This is a genomic window from Brasilonema angustatum, from assembly GCF_059505445.1.
Genome location: NZ_JCACKO010000102.1, coordinates 148,735 through 170,452 on the forward strand (window position 1 = coordinate 148,735; position 21,718 = coordinate 170,452).

Annotated in this window: 13 protein-coding genes; 6 read left to right on the top strand and 7 right to left on the bottom strand. The window is 43.1% G+C overall.

Annotated elements, in window-relative coordinates; genetic code table 11:
- Position 1: 1 nt before the first annotated feature.
- Positions 2 to 661 (bottom strand): NAD(P)H-binding protein, encoded by a 660-nt coding sequence (locus tag AC5JM2_RS17475; protein WP_495836118.1) that lies wholly within the window; start codon positions 659 to 661, stop codon positions 2 to 4.
- Between the two features lie 190 nt (positions 662 to 851).
- Between AC5JM2_RS17475 and AC5JM2_RS17480 the strand changes: the two genes are divergently transcribed.
- Positions 852 to 1,523 carry a DUF1997 domain-containing protein gene (locus tag AC5JM2_RS17480; protein ID WP_495836119.1) on the top strand — a complete coding sequence of 224 codons (672 nt, stop codon included), beginning with the start codon at positions 852 to 854 and terminating at the stop codon, positions 1,521 to 1,523.
- A 140-nt stretch (positions 1,524 to 1,663) separates the two neighbouring features.
- Here the strand turns inward: AC5JM2_RS17480 and AC5JM2_RS17485 are convergent, their stop codons facing one another.
- Positions 1,664 to 2,128: a DUF4079 domain-containing protein gene (locus AC5JM2_RS17485; RefSeq protein WP_495836120.1), complete on the bottom strand. Its 465-nt coding sequence runs from the start codon at positions 2,126 to 2,128 to the stop codon at positions 1,664 to 1,666.
- A 155-nt stretch (positions 2,129 to 2,283) separates the two neighbouring features.
- Here AC5JM2_RS17485 and AC5JM2_RS17490 point away from each other — a divergent pair, with 155 nt between their 5' ends.
- Positions 2,284 to 3,567, top strand: coding sequence for an ankyrin repeat domain-containing protein (locus AC5JM2_RS17490; protein WP_495836121.1), 1,284 nt, complete (start codon positions 2,284 to 2,286; stop codon positions 3,565 to 3,567).
- Between the two features lie 320 nt (positions 3,568 to 3,887).
- On the opposite strand, the gene pabB is transcribed toward AC5JM2_RS17490, so the two are convergent.
- On the bottom strand, positions 3,888 to 6,053 hold the full coding sequence (gene pabB, locus AC5JM2_RS17495; RefSeq protein WP_495836122.1) for an aminodeoxychorismate synthase component I: 2,166 nt from the start codon (positions 6,051 to 6,053) through the stop codon (positions 3,888 to 3,890).
- Positions 6,054 to 6,654: 601 nt separating this feature from the next.
- On the opposite strand from pabB, the gene AC5JM2_RS17500 reads away from it, so the two are divergent.
- Positions 6,655 to 8,376 (top strand): hypothetical protein, encoded by a 1,722-nt coding sequence (locus tag AC5JM2_RS17500; RefSeq protein ID WP_495836123.1) that lies wholly within the window; start codon positions 6,655 to 6,657, stop codon positions 8,374 to 8,376.
- Complete coding sequence (locus AC5JM2_RS17505; protein WP_495836124.1) at positions 8,309 to 8,809, top strand: cobalamin biosynthesis protein; 501 nt, start codon at positions 8,309 to 8,311, stop codon at positions 8,807 to 8,809. The genes AC5JM2_RS17500 and AC5JM2_RS17505 overlap by 68 nt, the downstream gene beginning before the upstream one ends.
- 23 nt (positions 8,810 to 8,832) lie before the next feature.
- On the opposite strand, the gene AC5JM2_RS17510 is transcribed toward AC5JM2_RS17505, so the two are convergent.
- From AC5JM2_RS17510 to hisD, 3 genes are all read right to left on the bottom strand, one after another.
- Positions 8,833 to 9,294 carry a GNAT family N-acetyltransferase gene (locus tag AC5JM2_RS17510; RefSeq protein WP_495836125.1) on the bottom strand — a complete coding sequence of 154 codons (462 nt, stop codon included), beginning with the start codon at positions 9,292 to 9,294 and terminating at the stop codon, positions 8,833 to 8,835.
- 44 nt (positions 9,295 to 9,338) lie between these two features.
- Positions 9,339 to 9,761 (bottom strand): universal stress protein, encoded by a 423-nt coding sequence (locus AC5JM2_RS17515; RefSeq protein WP_495836126.1) that lies wholly within the window; start codon positions 9,759 to 9,761, stop codon positions 9,339 to 9,341.
- A gap of 839 nt (positions 9,762 to 10,600) precedes the next feature.
- Positions 10,601 to 11,902, bottom strand: coding sequence for a histidinol dehydrogenase (gene hisD / locus AC5JM2_RS17520; RefSeq protein WP_495836127.1), 1,302 nt, complete (start codon positions 11,900 to 11,902; stop codon positions 10,601 to 10,603).
- Between the two features lie 757 nt (positions 11,903 to 12,659).
- On the opposite strand from hisD, the gene AC5JM2_RS17525 reads away from it, so the two are divergent.
- Together AC5JM2_RS17525 and AC5JM2_RS17530 are read left to right on the top strand one after the other, a co-directional pair.
- Positions 12,660 to 14,294, top strand: coding sequence for a cellulase family glycosylhydrolase (locus AC5JM2_RS17525; RefSeq protein WP_495836128.1), 1,635 nt, complete (start codon positions 12,660 to 12,662; stop codon positions 14,292 to 14,294).
- Positions 14,295 to 14,922: 628 nt separating this feature from the next.
- Positions 14,923 to 16,590, top strand: coding sequence for an ATP-binding protein (locus AC5JM2_RS17530; RefSeq protein ID WP_495836129.1), 1,668 nt, complete (start codon positions 14,923 to 14,925; stop codon positions 16,588 to 16,590).
- Between the two features lie 893 nt (positions 16,591 to 17,483).
- On the opposite strand, the gene AC5JM2_RS17535 is transcribed toward AC5JM2_RS17530, so the two are convergent.
- Positions 17,484 to 21,569 carry a DNA-directed RNA polymerase subunit beta'' gene (locus AC5JM2_RS17535; RefSeq protein WP_495836130.1) on the bottom strand — a complete coding sequence of 1,362 codons (4,086 nt, stop codon included), beginning with the start codon at positions 21,567 to 21,569 and terminating at the stop codon, positions 17,484 to 17,486.
- Positions 21,570 to 21,718: the final 149 nt, after the last annotated feature.

Below are 21,718 nucleotides of genomic sequence, written 5' to 3' on the forward strand. Positions count from 1 at the left end.
CTTAGGCAACATTAGCAAAGAGTTCTCCAAAGCTTTTTGCGGGAACATTTTCCTGAGCAACAATCTCGACAATCTTATTTTTTGCTGCTGGCTCAAACAGCGCCTCAACAGAAACCTGGGCTACTTTTTGTCGGGGAATGCTACCCTCGAACAATGTATCAGCGCTTTGCATCACGATTTGGTTGGAATTATCTTCATTCTTTAAACCACCAGGTCGCACAATTGTATAGCTCAGACCGCTTTTCTGGATGTACTCCTCGGCTTGCTTTTTCCAATACAAAATCAGCCAGAACAAGTTCAATGGGTGAAAAAACTTAGAAGCCGCCAAAGAAGAAACAAAGACAAAATGCTCAATTCCTTTAGCCTTTGCCGCATCTACCAAATTTTTAGTCCCTTCATAATCTACTTTATAAGGTCCTGTTGGATCAAAGCTTGGTTTTGCGCCAGTGGCACATAGTAGCACTGTGCTATCTCCCAAAGCAGCAGACAAGCTTTCTGGCTTTAACACATCCCCCACGACTAACTCGGCTTGAGCACCTAGAATACTCCTTGCTTTTTCTACATCCCTGACTAAGGCACGCACGGGAATATTCCGCGCTATCAGCTGTTGTACTATCCGGCGACCTGTTTCACCTGTTGCCCCTGCTACAAATGCTTTCATGAGAAACGCTATCCTGGAAAACTAGTATCTGTTTTTCAGTTTCCTATTTTAAAGATTCTCACAAAGATTTAGATGAACCACATGACAGATGATTAAGATTCCGCCAAAATGGAAATTTAGTACGAAATGTTTTATCTACCAGCCGAATTATTCATTTAGACAAACACTCTGACTATAAAAGAACGCTTTTATGGTTTCAAAGCACCTGGATTATCAATCCGACACAACAGAAGCAATTTTATCTATGACATCGACTCAAGAAGCTGGAGACGTAACCCAAGAAGCAATAGGAACACCAACACGGTTTCACGGTCGTTATAAAGACCGTATGAAAATGTATGCCACAGCTGGAACTGTTGCTGAATACCTCAATAATCACGCCTTATGGTTTTCGCGCTGTGCTGATCCCATGAAGGTCGAAGCATTAGGGAAAAATGGCTATGCCTTAGTTATTGGTCGTTTTGGCTCTTTTGGTTACGAAGTAGAACCAAAAATAGGTTTGGAATTATTACCTCCACAAGAAGGAGTTTATCGGATTTGCACTATTCCCATTCCTGACTACCATGCTCCTGGCTATGATGTGGATTATCGTGCTGCGCTGCAGTTACAAGAAAATGTGGGAAATAATTCTTCCACCCGCTTAAGTGAAATGACACAGGTGGAGTGGGAATTGGATCTCAGTGTTTATATTCATTTTCCCAAGTTTATTCAGCGACTACCAAAGTCTTTAGTTCTATCTACAGGTGAACGGTTACTTAACCAAGTTGTTCGCCAAGTTTCCCGCCGCCTAACTCGCAAGGTACAGGAAGATTTTCACCAATCTTTGGGCATTCCTTTTCCAGATTGTTCCAAGAAAAAATAGTCACTGTTCACATGTCCTTTAAGTTTCAAAGTATGCTCAACGGAGCATACTTTGTTTTAAGTAGCGTGCTCTATAGGCATATGTTTGAGTAGGCAGAGTCAAGAGCCATTTGTTTTTCACCTATGACTCATGACTCATGACTATGCTCCAGTGATAAGTTTGTTGACAATTCCCATCCCACTAACAGCTTGCAATACAAAAAGACCTACAATTGTAAAATTCAACAGAATATGCGTTAAACGCGCCCAATTTGCGCCTTTTTGCATAAAAGGAGACAGGGAAGCCGAGATGGCAATCAGAGTTGTCATCCCAAGTCCTATGAGTAGGTGACCTCCAAAGAACAACTTACCATTGTTGAGGTAAGTCACAGCCATAGCAGCAACAGCGCCTGTTACCATCAAAGCCAAAATGATAGATCCGATTTGGTAGTGTTTAACGTTGTATTTACCTTTGATTAATTCTTTCTTTTCTTCACCTTGAGCATTTCTTGTCCGTTGGACTTGTAGTCCCAGATATCCTGCATACAAGGAAAGTAGTAATAACACCCACATGATGATTGGGTGAACGAAATTTAACGAAAATTTTACTGATGGTGAAAGTTCCATACCTAGTGTCCCTCTCCTTAAATCTTCATAAAAAGTAGCATAACGCTTATTGGTAATGGGGAAATGGGATGATGAGAACATAGGGAGAAAAAAATGCGCTGACGCGGGGACGCGAAAACGCGGAAAATCATCAGTGACTAATTGACGAATGACGAATGACTAAAAATAACGATGTCTTGCTGCTATCGGCTGTGAAAAATGGTGATATTAAGCAGGTGCAAGCACTGCTTAATGATGGTGCCAACGTAGATACGGGCGATCGCGATGGCACTACACCCTTGATGTTTGCTGCTCATTTCGGCTACACCGAAATTGGGCGATCGCTTCTTGATGCAGGTGCTGATTTCGACTTGAAAAGAAAGCGTTATGGGTTGACGGCTTTGATGTTAGCGGCGAGTGCTAACCAACTTGACATTATAAAACTTTTAGTATCTAAAGGCGCGGATGTTAATGCGACTAATGAAGATGGTAGCACAGCCTTAATGGTTGCCGCCTTAAAAGGAAACGCTGATGTGGTGCGAGTCTTACTTGCTGCTGGTGCCAAAGTTGATCTTAAAGATAAAGATGAGGACACAGCTTTTCAATTAGCAATACGCGCTGGACATCCTGTAGTTGTCAAAAAAATACTAGAAAAAAGTGCAAATGTCAACTCCCAAAATGAAGAGGGAGAAACACCATTGATGATTGCGGCAGATTTGGGACATTTGGAAGTTGTGCAAGCGCTGTTAGCAGCAGGGGCTGATGTTAACGCGACAAATCTTGATGGTAGTACGGCAGCCTTAGCAGCGGCGGCGGCGGGACATAGTGCGATCGCAGCCGAAATACTCGCTCGGGGTGCTGATGTCAACGTCCAAGATCAAGATGGGGAAACAGCCTTGCATCTTGCTGTTGTTGAAGGTTATACCGATGTAGTAGAAGTCTTACTCAGCCAAGGAGCAAACGTAGAAATTAAGAACCATTTAGGAGATACACCCCTACTCGTGGCAGCTTTGCAGGGACACAGCCAAATTGTCGAAACATTACTGCGTCAGGGAGCAAATGTAAATGAAAAAAACTTGGGTGAGCAACCGTTGATGCTAGCAGCAATCCAAGGATACACTGAAATAGTGAAAGCTTTACTAGACTATGGTGCTGATGTCAATACTCAAGGAGATGATGGAAAAACGCCTTTAATTAAGGCAGCAGAACGTAACCATCTAGGCGTGATACAGCAGCTTCTAGCAAAAGGAGCACAAGTAAATCCAACAGACTCAGCAGGTGCAACAGCACTGATGTGGGCAGCTTCGCGGGGTTATGACGAAGTAGTGCAATTGTTACTCAAAGCCAGGGCAGATGTGAAAATTAAAAACGAAGGTGGTTATACAGCTTTAATGCTTGCAGAGTTTAATCAGTATCCTAGCGTGGTGCGAAGCCTCTTGGCGGCAGGTGCACAGGATTAACAATTCAAAATGGACTGCGTTCCGCTGCGCTAACAAAATCACCGTTCGCGCAGCGTGCCCGTTAGGCGCAGCCGTGGCGTTAGCCATAGGGCATAGATTTGAGCCTCGCTCCGCGTAGACGCGTAGCGGCTTCTCGTAAGAGTGGAGCTATCGCTTACGGAGGAAACCTCCGCTCAAACTTCTCTCAAAATTCAAAAATAATAAGTAGCGAGCTACCTAATTCAACGTAAAATGTCCGCAGGGAGTTTCACTCCCTGCGGTTCAAAAATAGGCATTCTTTTGGCGGTTCGGGAGTAATCAACCGGACTTGATATTATGATTTATGCACGCAGTTTTTCATAGTTATCAAAAGCGGCTGTTTCTATTCCCTGGATGTAATATTGGTCGGGATCAAAGGCTCCATGTGTTGTGATCATCATGGCATGGATCAATGCCTTAGCTTTGAGCAGCGTTTCCTGAAACTCCATCTGGGGATCGCTAAGCGCCACAATACCCCCACCAACGCCGATAGTGGTTTGATCAGGAGTCACCACAGCGGTACGAATGACAATATTCAAATCGGCTGAACCGTTTAATCCCAAAAAGCCGATCGCCCCTGAGTAGACTCCCCGCGCTGACTGCTCTAGTCGATCAATAATCTCAAGGGTTCTAAGCTTGGGGGCACCTGTCATAGAACCGCCAGGGAATGCGTTGCGAATGCAGTCTGTAGCGCTCATCTCAGCGCGTAAATGACCGCGAATGGTCGTCACCAGTTGATGCACCGTGGCATAGGTTTCCACATCCATCAATTTGGGAACATGCACAGTGCCCACTGCACAAACCCGTCCGAGATCATTGCGAAGCAAATCCACAATCATCAAATTCTCCGCTCGGTCTTTTTCGCTGTTTTGCAATCGTTCACGCAGGATAAAATCTTCTTCGGGTGTTTTTCCGCGTTGCAGTGTCCCCTTGATGGGCTTTGTTTCCACCCAACCTTGGCAATCAATGCGCAGAAATCGCTCTGGAGACGAGCAAGCGATCGCTAGATCGCCAAAGCGCAAAAATGCAGCATAGGGAGCAGGATTGATGCGGCGTAATGAACGATAGAACGCCAGTGGATCGGGAGTAGTGTCTGTCTGAATTTGGTTTGTCAAACAAACTTGATAAGTTTCTCCTTCCTGAATTTCCTGCAAACATGTTTGAATATCATCAAGATAAGTCTGATGCGATCGACTTAATCGGAACATAACAGGAGTCTGTTTCTTCTCAGGAACAATTGGCGACAGAGGAGCAAGCTGGTCAATCTGTTGTCTGATCCATTCAAACCAAACTTCTGCTCTTGCTGTTTGTCCCTGCTGAATTAGGCACAGTAGATAGAGGGTTTGCTCCTGATGATCGATCGCAATCATCCGATCAGCCAACAGGAACATTGCATCGGGTAAGGCAGAGGGGTGGTTTAATTGAGATCCGCACTCTGCTTTTAATTCATAGCCAAAATAACCCACAAACCCGCAGTTGAAATCGAAGGGTAAATCATCAGATGGGCAGTGTCGCCGTTCAATTTCCCGCTTGAGATACTGGAAAATCTCCTCTGTCCTACAACTTACGTTATCGGACTGTGTAACTGTCAGTTCCTGTGATTGTGTCCGATAATGAATCAACAGACTGTTTTCGCCATTGCTATCTCCCATGAAGGAGAAGCGAGAAAGACCCGGTTCAACACGACTGCTGTCTAGCCAGAATGCATTTGATGATTTGGCAAACAGATGCACAAACATTTGCTCGGTATCGGGGCACAGATTCAGCTTGCGCGTACAAAGTTCAAATTCCTGCTGTTGTTTTTGGCACGAAGGACTTGTCGGCAAAAAAGCAGTCCCGCTATCTCCTGTCCAATAGTGTTTTCTGGGACTGTAGCGCCCCTTTTGGGCAAATTTTAGAGTCATCTGTCTAAAATTATCTAACAAAATTTGTCCATACTGAGAACAGATAGACTCTGGATGAAACTGCACACCCCATAGCGGCAAAAATCGATGGCGCAGTCCCATCACAAGGTTGTCCTTTGTCCACGCCACTTTTTCTAAACAGTCCGGCAGGTCATTTGAAACCAGCAAGGAATGGTAGCGGACAACAGAAAAGGGAGAAGGAATTCCCTTAAACAGTTCAGTTCCAATGTGATAAACTTCGCTGATTCTACCATGCCGAACTTCAGGCGCATGAATAACTTTTCCGCCATACTGATAACCAAGTCCCTGATGTCCAAGGCAAATGCCTAGAAGCGGTACCTGTGTATTTTGAATAGCTTGACGACAGATACCAAAATCTTTTGGGTTCTCCGGACGACCAGGACCTGGTGAAATCACAATGTTATCAAATTCCCAGTGTTTGAGTTCATCCCATGCAACTCGATCATTGCAAATTACAGTGGGATATTCTCCATTGACTTGTGCAATTAATTGGTAAAGATTAAAGGTATAAGAGTCATAGTTGTCAATAATCAGGGTTTTCACATTACGATCCTCTCAGTTACCTTATCGCTTGAATCTCGACAAGTCCAGTAGCTGATAGGTCGTTCGTAATCCTCAAGGTAAGAATAAAGCAAGCGCAAATAAATCTACAACTTGCTCCATGCTAATCTTACTGGTGGTACCACTGCCCTGTTGGTGAAGTAATCGCCAGTGGGACTGTAGCCTCGCGTCCGCTTAAGATTTCAATATAATTGTGAATGATTAAGTGAATTTCTTTACAACTAAAATACATCTGGTCAGATTCCACACGTGTGGTCATACCATTTCTTTGTGATAGCTTGCGTGGCGTAGCCATAGCTGCACGCCGTCCCCCCGATGCCTTGGGGAGACTGCGGTTGTAGTACCTGACGTGGGACTACAGGGGGGTGTTATTATGTGCAAAATTATACGAAATTGCTATTACATTTCATGACAATGGCTCCATTGACACAGCATAAATAAGTTTTTATATATAACGGTTTTGAAGCAGATGAACCTGTATTTTATCCGAATTAGAACCGCTATAGATGTAGTTAATATTAGTACCTGATCTGCTTGTGCTATACAGGTATCACCTGATTAACTATGATTCAAAATACAACATATGAGTCAAAACAACAATTTACAGCAAACAAATGATAATCTACCTTTGTGGTCTGCCGAAGATGTAGATTTGTCCAGTTTTAATGCCTTGAGAAGTCCGGATGATAAGCAAGGTAAACCAATCAAGGACATGAGGCAGTTATTCCACAAGCAAGTCATCATAGATGATGAGACTATTCTCGATGTGGAAACGATAAAAGTTCCAGGGTTTATCGGTATCGCGGATGAACAGAAAATCACAGATCCTAATGGAAACACCGTTTCCGGACACGAAGATATTGTGCAGTATCTTGATAAGTACGGTTTACTTATCTGTACTTACCAATACAATAAAGACCGATATGGTGAGGCTATTGACCTGCGCAAACCGCCTGAAGATTATGAGTTGTCAGATTTGGTGGAAATTTTTATTAAAAATGAAGGACATCATTCTGGTGCGATTGTACCTGCATTATGGAACGGTGGAAGAACAAAGGCATTTGGTAGCTTGAATGAACCAGACACTTACCATGACGGGCTATATGGACACGATGGGTTTATTGCTGTAGCTCAGCGATTAGTTTTTCCGGAGTTTGTAACGCCACAACAGGCGCGTGGCTATACCGACAGCATGATCTGTTGGATGGCTTTAATGAATCCGTTTGTGGAATTCTCAGAAAATGATTTTAATGGAAACGATCCAACTCGCGTGTGCGATCGCCCAACTCTCAAAGAATTTTTGCAAAACTGCGCCCTTGCTAGTCTTGGTTCAAAAGAGGCAATTGATTTCCTCAATAATTCAGAAAATAAAGCCTATTGTGCTGAGTTTATTTATATTTGTCTGAATACTCCTATCTACCCGTTTAACAAGCAAGGGTTGACTTTATTATTGGATGGTGATCAAGCAAAGGCAACAGAAATACTCAAAATTCGCGACAAACAAAACAGCAGAAAGAAAAATATCCTCAGCCAAACCAGCGAAAACCTTCAATTCAAAGAGTTTAACATTCAAATGCCAGTAGTACCTGAGGACTTGCCACCTCTTGATGTTCTCATGGCAACAAATGGACAACCGCCATCACCCAACAGCATTCCCTTTCCTCCTTTTACACTTTCTCAAGTACTGCGCCGTGCCTTCCGTACTTTACTGAAGCGCCAAGAAGATGTAAATAATACCAAAATTGCCAAAGCACAAGCCCAAATGTTGGGGTACTTAGAACCTTTGATTCTGAGACAATTGGGTATTGTTACACCTCCTAGGGAAGCAGAATCTTCTAATGAAGGTGAAGGTTTAATCTCCAGAATTCCTTTGGAATTTTTCTCGGTTTCTCCTGCGCCTGATGATCCAAAAGTCAAAGCCGTTGGCGAGTTTATTGCTTTTGTACAACAACAACTACAACGTCAGTTCGACAGTTATGAAGAATTTGACTTGAATTTTGACCAAGTGATGGCAAAAGCAGATGAGTTGATAGGTAAAGATGGTGTCACTTATTTTATCCCGCCGCGTATTTACGTTGATTTGGGACAAAATGATCGGGATAACAATTTACCCAAAGGTTGGGGTTTCAGGCTAGAAACTCTAGGGACACTGATTTATCGGGGATTTATTCGGGGAACTGGTTCAAGTTCTTTGCCATCTGATGGAGGTGCTGATCCTGTAACTAACACGCCGTCACATGAGAGAGATCATCAACAAACTAGCAAGCAACCACCTGGTTCTGTGGGTGGGAATAGGATGCACTAAGGGAACTTCACGACAGTTGATTGAGGAGGCTATTGAGGAAATTTTTCAAAAAAATCAACTGGCAAAAAGTGCGATCGCAGGTTTTGGAACTATTGATACTAAGTCTCAAGAAACGGGTTTAGTGGAATTTTGCCAACAGCACAATTTGCCTTTAAAAACCTTTCCCTGTGATGTTCTAGGCAAAATTTCTGTCCCTAACCCATCTCAAGGAGTTGGAAAAAAAGTAGGAACCTGTAGCGTGGCGGAGGCGGCTGCTTTGTGTGCAGCCTCTGACTTCACCTTTGTTGAGTCTTCCCAGAATAAGGAGATTAGCCTAGGATTAGGGGTAAGATTACTCGTTCCTAAACAAATTTTTAGTTTAGAGGGGCTACCTGGAATGGTAACGCTCGCTGTTGCTCAAGCTGAAAAAAATATACTGTTAAAATGCAATTGACTCTATCACTGAAGCATGGCAAGCTAAGCATTTACATCTGGACTCCGGTTGAAGGAATAGCGATTGATGTCATTACGCTTGAGCCAGCCATGTTTGACCCAATATTGATTAGCAAGGTTATTATCAATAAACACATCAATATGAGTCTTGAAAATACCAATGGACTCAAGTTTTGACAAACAGCGTTCAACGAGTTCAGAAGCAATTCCACGCTTGCGATAACTGGGAAGGACAATGACATGCTGTAGGTAACCACGTCTACCGTCATGCCCGCACATAGCACACGCAATTACTTCACGTTGATCAAGGGCTATGAAACTTAACCCTGGATTACGTGCTAAATAACGAGCAGTAGCCTCTATAGAATCGGCTGCACGAACGCTAACACCGGGAGTTTGCCTCATCAACTCAAGCACAGCATCATAGTGTTCGATTGTCATTTCAACAATTTCCATGTCAAGCGTATGAGCACTTGGGTTTGCCATCTGGTCTTAAAAATGAGCAAAAAGGTGGGAGAAATGACCTATCATCATGGCTTGACTACCAACACAGAGCAATTGGCATCTTCCACCACTTGAGAACTCACAGAACCCTGGACAATTCGGTTCATACCAGTTAACCCGCGACTGCCAATGATAATTAAATCAGCTTTATAAATATTTGCAAGACGAATAATCTCTTCTGGTGGGTTACCAGTGACAAGTTCTACATTGCTTTCAACTGGTAATAGTGTCTGGTAAGATTGGAGCTGTTTTTCAATATGAAAATAAGAAAATGTTGATGACTCTGGCTGAGGACGATCAGCGGGTAGTTCCATCTCCGATTCGGATGGAGAAAACACATGGCAGAGAATAACTTTGCTGTCTTTTACCATGACCACTTCTTGTAGAGTCTGAATGACTCTGTCTGCAAGTTCCGAATCATCCAGAGCAACCAAAATAGTCTTTAGCACCGATGTCCTCTCCACAAGAGTAGACTTTATTACTTGACTTTCCCCGACTATCTGTCAATTATATCTTTCTTAACAATTTTAAAACTATAATTTTATATGGCTGATGAAGATGGACTTTTCAGGCTTGCTTGACAAATCGCCCTTTACCTTTCGTGCCGAAATCCCCATTTTTATTCAAAATTGCTTACGAAGGTATAACGGTTAGATTGTTCATGAGTGATTCTTCTGACAAATGTTGAGAAAGATCCGAGTAGTGGATAGCCTTATAAGTAAGGGGTGAGAAACTGTAAGTTAAAATCTATAACAATGTAGACATTACTATCCATTTTTAGGTAGTGTTTGTAAAAATCTGATATGCTTAAATCAGATAAAGCCGCCGTCAAATCGGATGGTAAGCAGTACTTTATCCATTTTTTTAGCCAAGACAACTTAGAATAGTTGAATCCATAGGCTTAATCGAGTTAAAGTAATCCCAAACTTTATGGATGGGATAGTGGAGCCAGCACCGTGCGGAGAGAAGTTTGAGCGGAGGTTTCCTCCGTAAGCGATAGCTCCACTCTTACGAGAAGCCGCTACGCGTCTACGCGGAGCGAGGCTCAAAGCTTCGGAGGGTTCCCCCCCCCGTTGAGGCGACTGGCGTGGATTGCCGTTTATCCCTGTAGTTTTAAAACTTTGAATTAAGACTACAAACGTATACGAACGGTGAAATAAGTTAATGGCTATACTCACTAAATCCAAGCTCTGGATATAATTTTGTATAGCCTTAAACTTTAAAAATTAACCCATAGGCTGAGTTTGGCGTAATTTCTAAGGAAAAAATTAATAATTCAAATTCAAAATTACTCTTGCTTTTGGACTCGACGTCTGACAGAATCAGCATGAGAAGGTAAGCCTTCAGCTGTTGCCAGTACATCAATTGCACCAGCGACTTTTTCCAGTGCGGTCTCAGAGTATTGAATAATACTAGAGTGTTTCATGAAAGTTTCGACTCCCAATGCTGAGGCGTAACGAGCAGCACCAGAAGTTGGTAAGGTGTGGTTAGGTCCAGCTAAATAATCTCCTACGGCTTCTGGTGTGGAATACCCCAAGAAAATAGCACCCGCATTCCGAATCAATGGTAGTAACTTCCAAGGATCTTCTACTTCCAACTCTAGGTGTTCGGGAGCAAATTCGTTTGAGAGTTCCGCTGCGGCTTCCAAGGATTCTACAATCACTATTAAACCGTAATGAGCGATCGCCTTTTCTGTGAGCAAGCGCCTTGGGTGATCCACAAGTTGTCTTTCCACCGCCACTTTTACATTCTTTGCCAAAGCTGTATCCGTGGTTAGCAAAATTGCTGCTGCCATCGGATCATGTTCTGCCTGCGCTAACAAATCAGCGGCAACGTGTACAGGATTTGCGGATTCATCGGCAATAATGAGGACTTCGCTAGGTCCTGCTAAGGAATCGATGCCTACTGTACCATAGACGAGTTTTTTCGCCAAAGTGACATAAATATTACCTGGTCCTGTGATCACATTAACTTTAGGAATCGTTTCTGTACCATAGGCTAAAGCGGCGATCGCCTGCGCGCCTCCGACGCGATAAATTTCTTGTACTCCAGCTTCTTGTGCTGCTACCAGCACTGCTGGGTTAACTGCTTTGTCTGGTCCTGGTGGTGTGACCATTGCCACACGTGGCACACCAGCCACCTTTGCCGGAATTGCATTCATCAATACCGTACTTGGATAGGCGGCACGACCACCTGGTACATATAACCCTGCTTTATCTACTGGTGTGTAGCGCTTGCCCAACACGATCTCATCATCGCCAAATTGTACCCAACTTTTGGGGACTCGCTGGCGGTGAAATGTATCGATTTGGCGGCAAGCAAGCCTGATTGCCTGGAGCAATTCCTTTGATACCTGTTGGTAGGCTGCATCCAGTTCTGAGCCTGTCACGCGCAGTTCATCTGGCTTGAGGGTTTGCTTATCGAATTCGGCGGTGTAATGCAGTACAGCGTTATCGCCTTGGCGCTTCACTGCCTGCAACACTTCCCGCACTGTTGCTTCTTTGTGAAGTACCTGTTCATCATGGGTGCGATCGCAGATCCGTTGTAGTTCTGCTCTAACGTCTGCCTGCTGAGTAATGATTCGCAGCATGGAGTAAGGACAATGCCAATTTGAGAAAATTCCTACCTGAGAATGAGTTTTGCTCTTTACCTCAAAGGGTGTAAAGCTAATCCTAACTCTCTTCTCTAGCTTAACCTGGATTTTTTTGATACTTCCATGGCTTTGGGCACATGGTTTATCTGAAGAAGGCAACAAAACGAGGATATTTTTACTTGCCTTTGTCTTAACTTAACACCGGGAGAGCCTAATTTGCTATTAGTACCAGCGAGTAGGGATCCTAGTTCCCAGTCTCTTGGTGACTTTTACTCCCAAGGTTTACAGTAGGTCAACTATATACTTCTTCATCCACTCCCCTTTTTGAGTATAAGTAGAAACTGATTATGATTTTTGGCTATTTTTACTTAATTTCTCAACATATTTACAGAAGCGATGTGCTTAATTGATGTACTTAATTACTGTATGTTAACTTTTGAACCCTAACCGTTCACATTACCCTATTGAGAGGAATAAATTTCTCTTTGGGAGGAACTACATTGACAGTGTTCACTCATCATAACCCTTCCTTAACTAAAGTTAGGAAATTTTAACAAGGATTTTAAATTAATAACTTCTAGCATAATCTCTTATCTTAGCACATTTACATAGTTAACAACAAGCGGGAGGACTAGGCTTTCATGAAAATGTAGACAAAACAGAGTTGTTTGATTCAAGGATATATGCTTAAAGGCTGTCTGTCCTCACGCTTGTTTAAAAATATTTTTGTCAGTTAAGTAAGGGTACGAGAAGTATGCAATTTTTTTATACGATTAAACGGAAATTTTTCCAGAAAAATTTAAAATTTCATCACCATTTACTCATTTTCTCAGTAACGGTAGTTTTTTTTCTTACACATGAAATCAGCAACCTGCCTGCTCAAAGCCAGGTAAACCAGATAAATAGTGAAATGATTATGGAATTACCACTTTCAACTCGTGGCGCAAAAATTATTGATGCCAAAGGTCGGCAAGTCTTGTTAAGAGGTGTTAACTGGTTTGGCATGGAAACAGAAACTCATGTACCACACGGGCTATGGAAGCGAGATTATAAGGAGATACTGGCACAAATTAGGACATTTGGGTATAACTTGATTCGCTTACCTTATTCTCTACAAGCGTTATTGTCGCCTAATATTAGCGGTATTGATTTCAGTATTGGTAGCAATAAAGAATTTGAAGGAAAAACGCCAATACAGGTGATGGACTTAATTATTCAGGAAGCAGAACGTCAAGGGTTACTGGTTCTACTTGATAGTCACTGTTTGAGTGATAAGCGGATTGCCGAATTATGGTATGAAGACAACTTTACAGAAGCAGACTGGATTAATACCTGGACAATGTTAGCCAATAGATACAAGAATCAAACCAACGTTATTGGTGCAGATCTCAAAAACGAACCTCACGGAAAAGCAAGCTGGGGTACTGACGATATAGCGACAGACTGGCGACTCGCAGCAGAAAGGGCTGGAAATGCGATTCTTGAGGTTAATCCTAACTGGTTGATTGTTGTGGAAGGAGTAGAAAAGAACGTTCCTACACAAAAGCTGCTTAAGCATTGGCACGGTGGTAATTTAGAAGGAGTGAAGCGCTACCCAGTACGTTTATCTCGTCGTAACAAGCTTGTCTATTCACCTCATGAATACGGTCCTGGAGTTGCAGATCAGCCTTGGTTTTCTGATCCAAAATTTCCTAAAGATCTCATCAATCGTTGGCAAATAGGATTTCATTATATTTCTAGTCAAAATCTGGCACCTATTTTTATTGGTGAATTTGGTGGAAAGCAAGTGGATACAACTTCTAAAGAAGGAATTTGGCAGAACGAATTTGTGCAATATATTAAACAGAAACAATTAAGTTTTGCTTATTGGAGTTTGAATCCTAATAGTTCAGATACAGGCGGTATTTTATTAGATGATTGGCAAAATGTTGATATACCTAAGCAGCAGCTACTCTCCCAAATCCTGCCAGTTAGTTTTTCGCAAGTAGCACCCGTGCAAGTCGAAGAGGACACAGCAAGGATTCTTCACCCTATCTCCCCATCACAAAATCACCTATCTCCTGTTTACCGTATCTTTTATTCTCAACTAACAGTAACTTCTGACATCTATGCAAATTGGCAAACAGGATTTTGTGTTAGCTTCAAAATCATAAATCAGGGGAATACGAAGGTTAACAATTGGCAAATGACATTTGATATGAAACAGGCTGCTATTAATAACTCTTGGAACGGTAACTTTAAACCTCAAGGAGCAACACAATATGCTGTCACTCCACTAGAGTGGGGACGGATAATTGAGCCAAATCAAGTACGTGATGTTGGTTTTTGTGCTAATAAACTTGGTTCGCAGTACCAGCCGACGGAAGTTAGAGTCAAGAGTCAAAGGTAAAAAGATAAGACTTTTTCTGGGGTAAGTACTTATTCAATTTTAATAATTTCTACAGATTTTCCTGTACGTGTACTGACACGCCGGGAATAATAACCTTCTTTTTCTGTCGTAAGTACTTGTTCAGTGTGAAGAGTTTTCACCTTATATGTACGTATATCACTGACACGCCGGGAATAATAAATTTAAATCAGGTAATTCGTGACGTAGGGATCAGGCAGCTATGCTGAAACTGACTAGGTGTAATCAGGCAAAGCGAACTGGAAGTATGAGAACTGTAGGGCAAAGCCCTTGCCGTGGGGCAGGGTAGAATGCCTATCAAATCAGCTTTTTGTCAATTTTTAACTGTTTAGTTATTTCTACCGCTCCGTACAAGTTATCAATTTTCTGAGGCTTTGTTATGCAAGCACCAAAGCCTTGATAAGTAGAACGGCGCAAAAAAACCGAAGTATGTAACGGAAAGTAAAGTTGCCCAAAAAGCTCTTCTCTTCTGCCTTCTGCCCTCTGCCTCCTGCCTTGTCATAACGACAATTTTCAACACCGACCTACTTATCTCCGCGTAAAGGTAATAGTTCTCAAGAACTATTACAACTTTGCAATCAATATACTATTGCCAAAAACCTTGAAAAAAATGATAAAAACTCCTGAATATTGCTATCAGATTGCCCAAACACCAAAGCAGGATCGAGAAATCTGCCTGCAACAGTCGCAAAAAATCGGAAAATTTGTGCCCTTTGAGTTAAAAAAGCAGGATATGTCAGACTGTTTTCTGATTTCTGAAAAACTCTATGGTCGCCAACATGAAGTTGAAACTCTACTGGCTGCTTTTGAGCGAGTGAAAGGCAGTGGAACAACTGAAATGATCTTAGTAGCTGGTGCCGCTGGTGTGGGCAAAACAGCAGTTGTTAAAGAAGTTCACAAAGCGATCGCTTCGTCAGGCATGACACGGACAATAAGCCAGAGGCTTGACGCTACCCGTATCGCGCAACCGCGTAGTTACTTTATCCAAGGGAAATGTGACATATTACAACGTAACATTCCCTTGTCAGCATTGGTACAAGCTGTTGAGGACTTAATTGGACAATTGCTAAGTGAAACTGATGCTGAAATTCAACAGTGGAAAAGTAAGATTTTGTCAGCCTTCGGTGAACAAGCTCAAATCATTATTGATGTTATCCCTAAACTGGAACTCATTATTGGCAAGCAACCCTTAGTTCCTGAGTTCTCTGGTATTACTCCCCAAGATACCTTCATTTTATTGCTGAAAAATTTTCTAAAATTATTTACAACAAAAGACCATCCCTTAGTTATCTTCCTCGATGATTTGCAATGGGTAGATACACTTAATTTGACATTAATTAAATCATTAATGACTGGGAATCCAGATACTATAAAAAATAATAATCACTGTGATATTACGTTAAATAATCATATAAATCAGGATGAAAACGAAGGGGGTTTACTTTTCATTGGTGCTTACCGTCATGATGAGATTTTAAGAACACATCCACTATTTTTAACAAAAAATGAACTAAAAAAAACAAACATAAAAATTAACACTATTAATCTACAGCCATTAAATCAGGCTAATTCAAATCGTCTCATCGCTGACATCCTGTGTTGTTCAGAAGCGCTTGCTATTCCTCTCAACCAAATGGTATTTGCAAAAACTAAAGGCAACCCCTTCTTTATTCGTCGATTCCTTAAAGGTTTGTACGATGAGGGGCTAATGCAATTTAATTTTGATGTTGGTCATTGGCAATGTGATATTGCCAAAGTCAAGGCATTAGCTTTAACAGATGATGTCATACAAAGTATGATACTTAAAATAGAAAATTTACCAAAACATACTCAAGAAGTCTTGAAACTAGCTGCTTGCATCGGGAAGTCTTTTGATATAAAAACTCTTAGCATTTTATATCAAAAGTCTGTAGTAGATACAGCTGGTGATTTGTGGGCTGCCTTAGTTGAGGGGCTAGTTATATTTGAAGTTGATAATGATAAGTTATTTTTCAATAAGAATATTTCCTCAGGAACTATCTCTAGTAAAGATCGGAAACAATTATCAAATACTAATTCTAAATTACCTCAATACAAATTTATACATGACCGAGTACAGCAAGCTGCTTATTCTCTAATTGCTGATTCAAAAAAACAGTCAATTAACCTGGAGGTTGGACAACTACTGTTAGACAACACTTCCATTGAACAACGGGATGAAAAGATTTTTGATGTGGTAAATCAGTTCAACGTAGCAGTGGCACTAATCACCTATAAGACTGGTGCAACTAAGTTATAGCAGGAAGCAGGGAGCAGGCGTGTGATTGTCTCGTGGTTTTCGTATTTTCTCATTCGTTGATGTCCTAATCTACCTGATAACTGCTGTACAACGATGAGTTCTAGTTAACCAGAAAAAATTATAGGAATCCGGTTTGATTTGGTGAAACCAGTGCGAATGAAGGCTTTCCCGACCTAGGCATCTGGCGGAACGCGTTTGCCCAGCGCCCCCTTATACCGTTTCACTTTAAGGTTGATACAAATGGGGAGCAGGGGGCAGGGAGCAGAGAGCAGGGGGCAGGGAGTAGGGGGAAAGAATTAAAAACCAATCATTTGTATCAGGAATTTCGTGAAATGGTATTAGGGGCTAGCGGAACCGTTCGGCACGGGGCCGTGCCCGTTAGGCGCAGCCGTGGCGTTAGCCATAGGGCTCAGGTTCTCCCCGATAGCCGTAAGGCGTGGCGTTAGCCATAGGGTGAAATTGTTTGCGTAGGGAGGGAACGCTTAACGCTTAATATAACCCTTAACAGGAAAAAAGGCTCTTGAAGTGTACGAAGCTTCGCAAAAATCAAATATAGCAGTCGCCACAATTGTTAGGACATTTCTCTGTTCCCTGTTAAGGGTTCCCTGTTCCCTTGAGATCAAAATATGATGTCCTAACCAATATGTCCGTTGCTATAGTAGTCCTATATAAATTTCCATGAATTTAAAAAAGTCTAGCATAAAAAACTCACCCCACTTGAGGAATTCCTCTGATTGGGGTGAGTAAGTTAGTAGAGCTTTTCATTAATAGGGGTTCTAAATCCTGGAGGTTGATCTTGGGTTGCGGGGAATGCAACCTAACCTACAACAAATCGACGAATTCTGTACCCCAATTACTGTGATGTGTACTCAGATCATTTAGCAGACAAAATACTACTCGTCGTCATCATCGTAATCGTCGTCTTCATCGTAGTCTTCTTCTACGAACTCATCAATGTCACTTTCGTTATCAGAAGCAAGCATCAAATCATCCTCATCCAAAATCGACTTTTCTGAACTGCGTCTGATACCAAAGCCATCCCCGTTAACAGTGGGAGAATCTAATTGATAGCTTCGGGCTGTGCGGTCATCCAATACCATATCGAGTGGATCGTCAACTTCATCCAAGACAGTGCTAGTCATATCAGCAGCATAGTCCTCGATAGCACCAGGTTCTTCATAAGCATTAAACCCAGTACCTGCAGGAATCAGTCGTCCGATAATCACGTTTTCCTTTAAGCCGCGCAACCAGTCAGACTTACCTTCAATTGCCGCCTCAGTCAAGACACGCGTTGTTTCTTGGAAGGATGCTGCGGAAATAAAGCTATCAGTATTCAAGGATGCTTTGGTAATACCCAATAATACTGGGGTATACTGCGCCCGCGCACCACCAGTGATTGCCATAGCTTCATTGACTTGCTCGACTTGGCGCAACTCTACCAATTCTCCAGGGAGCATGCTGGTGTCACCACCATCATCTATTCGTACTTTCGAGGTCATCTGGCGGACAATCACTTCAATGTGCTTGTCAGCAATATCAATACCTTGGGACTGATACACTGATTGCACTTCGTTCACCAAGAACGTCTGCACCTTTTGCAAGGCATGGCTGGCGCAGGCATAGATTCCGTCTTCAGAACCCAGGCTGAAGAAGATGTCCAGAATTTCATGAGGATTAGAAGGACCATCAGTTAATGCTTGTCCTGCTGTGATTTGTGCTCCATCTGGCATGATCAGGTTTTGTCCTGGTCCTAGAGGATAATCGGTGACCACACCATTAGATTCAACAACTTTCAGCGCGATCGCTTCATCGCCATCGCCGTAAACAACCTTGAGTTCTCCAGTACGACGTGCTAGTATACACGCCTCTTTTGGCTTACGGGCTTCAAGGAGTTCCTCAATTCTGGGCAAACCTTGAATGATGTCCCCAGTCTTGGCGCGTTCAAACACCAGTAACACCAAGTTATCACCACGCTGTACTAAATCGCCATCGTCTACCTGCAACACAGCGCCTCCACTGACTCGGTACGGACGACCAACACGGAGTGTAACGGAGTAGTTCACAGTAGTGAGTGCTGATTCCTCAGTAGGGGGAATTTCTCCTTGTGCCTTCTCAGCTTTTCTTTCTCCCTTCTGTACTGCCAGGACTTGCCCAGATTGCTCGGCAAATACTCCAGGGGCAATTTCTACACCTTCTACTACCAACTCACCCACTTTGACTTTAGGTGGAGAACTCAAATTTGTCTTAGTCATGTCAGTGTGGCGCAACACTAAACAGCGGCGAACTGCCTCTGTTCCCTTTTGTACGCCCCGCACGATACCCCCTTCTTTACACAATATCTGGGTACGTGCTACGACAGAACCTGGGACTATTGTGTGTCCATCCTCAACTTCCAGGCTTGTCTGAGTACTGCCTTGGGTTACGTCAGCAGCTATATCCCGACGAAGCACCAAAGATTCCAAAATGACCAGTTGCAAGCGCTGAATTTCTGGATCATTAACATCCGCTACTAATTCAATATCTGCTGCCAAGGGGGAAGCATTGTGGTCTTGTTCGCCTTCCTGCTCAATCTCCAATACCAGTTGGGTTCGCAGCAGTTCAACACCTTCGACGGTCTTGACACGCTCAGAATCTTTGTATGGCAGACGCTGTACTGCCCGCAATTGAATTGAACGACTCGTTTGTTGACTGACTGATGTGGTTGATGGCACATCAGGATTGTTGGGTACTGCAAACTCAACAACTGGACGACTCAACAGTCCTGGACCTTCTGGTGATTCGACATATTCGATGTAGCGCAACTCTGTAGCGACTTGCCCTAATAATTCTTCACCAGGCTGAATAAAGGTGCCATCTTTGCCCATCACTGCTTCTGGGTCGTCCACCATCAACAGTTCTCCTGGCTTAACAACCACTTCCCGGAGAATGTCGTTTTTCTGAGTGACTTCGATCACACCACTATTTTGGCAGAAGATATCTTTCACGACTTCAGTGCCAGCTTCAACAAACTGACCGTCTTCTACCATCAGCAGCGAAATATCTTTGTTAACTTCGTGGGTTTCTTCAGGAATCCAGAGGAGGGTACCTCCCTGCACCACCTCGTAACCCAGCTTTGCCTTACCTTTTTTCTGGACATCCACACCAGCGTATTTCAGCAATCCACCAGTGGTTGTGCGATAGCGGTCATCAATCAACTCAGCTACCACTTGACCATTTTGAACTTTTGTGCCTGGGGTTGCTCTAAGGTTAAAGACTTGGTTGTTTCCAGTGGTGACTAAGTAGTTGTTGCGACCTTGAGTTGTTTGTGCTGTTACTGTTGCTTGGTCTAAGACCACAGAAGCAGTGATAATTTCAATCTCCCGTGTTCCTTTACCTGGGATCGCTTCTGGTAAACGGACAACACCGCCGTGCAACGTTGTTAACTTGGTTTCTGCTAAAACACCATTGGATTCTATAGTGTCACCATTGTTGACCACCAACTCTGCTCCTGGGGGTAAGTTATAAACTTCCCCTGAGAGAATCCAAATCAATCCACCCCGGGCTGCTGTTGTTGTGGTGTTTCCCTGACGGTCAGTTTTTTGTTCTGGCACAACATCAGCAAATTTGACTTCCCCTGCCATGTCAGAGGCGACATCTTTGACCGCTTTTTCTGTATTGATACGAGTTGTACGTCCACCAATCGCAACCTCAGCAAATAGCTGACCCGTCTTAATCTTTTGCCCATCAACAACGTATAGTGTTGAACCTTGGGTAACAGAAATTTCTTGAGTCGTTGGGGAGCCAGCTTTGTCTGCTGCTATTTCTAAAGTAATGCTGCCATTAGCTTCTACATACAGGGCATCTTCCCCGTGGCGAGTACGGTAAGCTCTTGTCCGCAATTTACGTGGCAAGCGAACGGTACCATCGGATTCTGCACGGACTTGTTTTGCAACTTCACCAGAGAAGACACCACCTGTGTGAAAGGTACGCATCGTCAGCTGGGTTCCGGGTTCACCAATACTTTGTGCCGCAATGATCCCTACAGCTTCGCCGAGGTCCACCATCTTAGCGTGTGCCAAACTCCAGCCATAGCAATGTTGGCAGACGGATCGCGCAGCTTCACAAGTCAAAGGAGAGCGCACGACGACTTCTTTGACTCCGGCCTTATCAATTTTGCGTGCCAGATCATCGGAAACGGGGCTATTACGTGCTGCAAGAACTTCTTTTGTTTTTGGATGCACCACATCCTCTCCAATGACTCGCCCCATTAACCTTGTGCCAAGGTTAATCAAGACTTTTTCACCTTCTGTCATGGCTCGCAAAGGAATTCCCCTGGTGGTACCGCAGTCAAATTCTCGAATAATCACATCCTGCGATACGTCCACCAAACGGCGGGTAAGATAACCAGAGTCAGCAGTCCGCAAGGCTGTGTCTACTAGACCTTTTCTCGCACCGTAAGACGAAATAATGTATTCTGTTACGGTCAGTCCTTCGCGGAAGTTTGTTTTGATCGGCTGGTCAATAATTTCTCCTTGGGGATCCGCCATCAGTCCTCGCATTCCGACCAATTGGCGTACCTGAGAAATGTTACCCCTTGCTCCAGAGAATGCCATCATGTACACGGAGTTAAGGGGGTTAGTTTTCTTGAAGTAGTTGACCACTTCGTCCTTAAGAGCTTCAGAAGTACCGTTCCAAGTGTCAATCACTTTTTGGAATCGCTCTACTTCGGTAATTTCTCCACGTTGGTAGCGTTCTTCAGTTGCACGAATTTCAGCCTCAGCTGCTTCTAGAAGCGCTCGCTTGGAAGGAGGAACCATCAAATCATCAACACTGATGGAAACACCTGCTTTGGTCGCGTAGCGGAATCCCAAATCTTTTAATTTGTCTGCCATCATTGCTGTCCGGGCCGTACCATAATGGATGAACGACCAGGAGATAAGGTTCTTCAGTTGACCTTTGTCAACGATACGATTCCGAAAAACCATTTTGTCATTAGTCATGAGTCATTAGTCCTTAGTCATTAGTCATTGGTCAAGGGGAGGCAGTGCGGGGATTTTCCCGTAGCAACTGCCTCTGGTAGAGTCAAGGATCAACACCTCATTGGTCAAAAAACTTTGAACTTTTGACTTTTTGATCCTTAGGGGTTTGC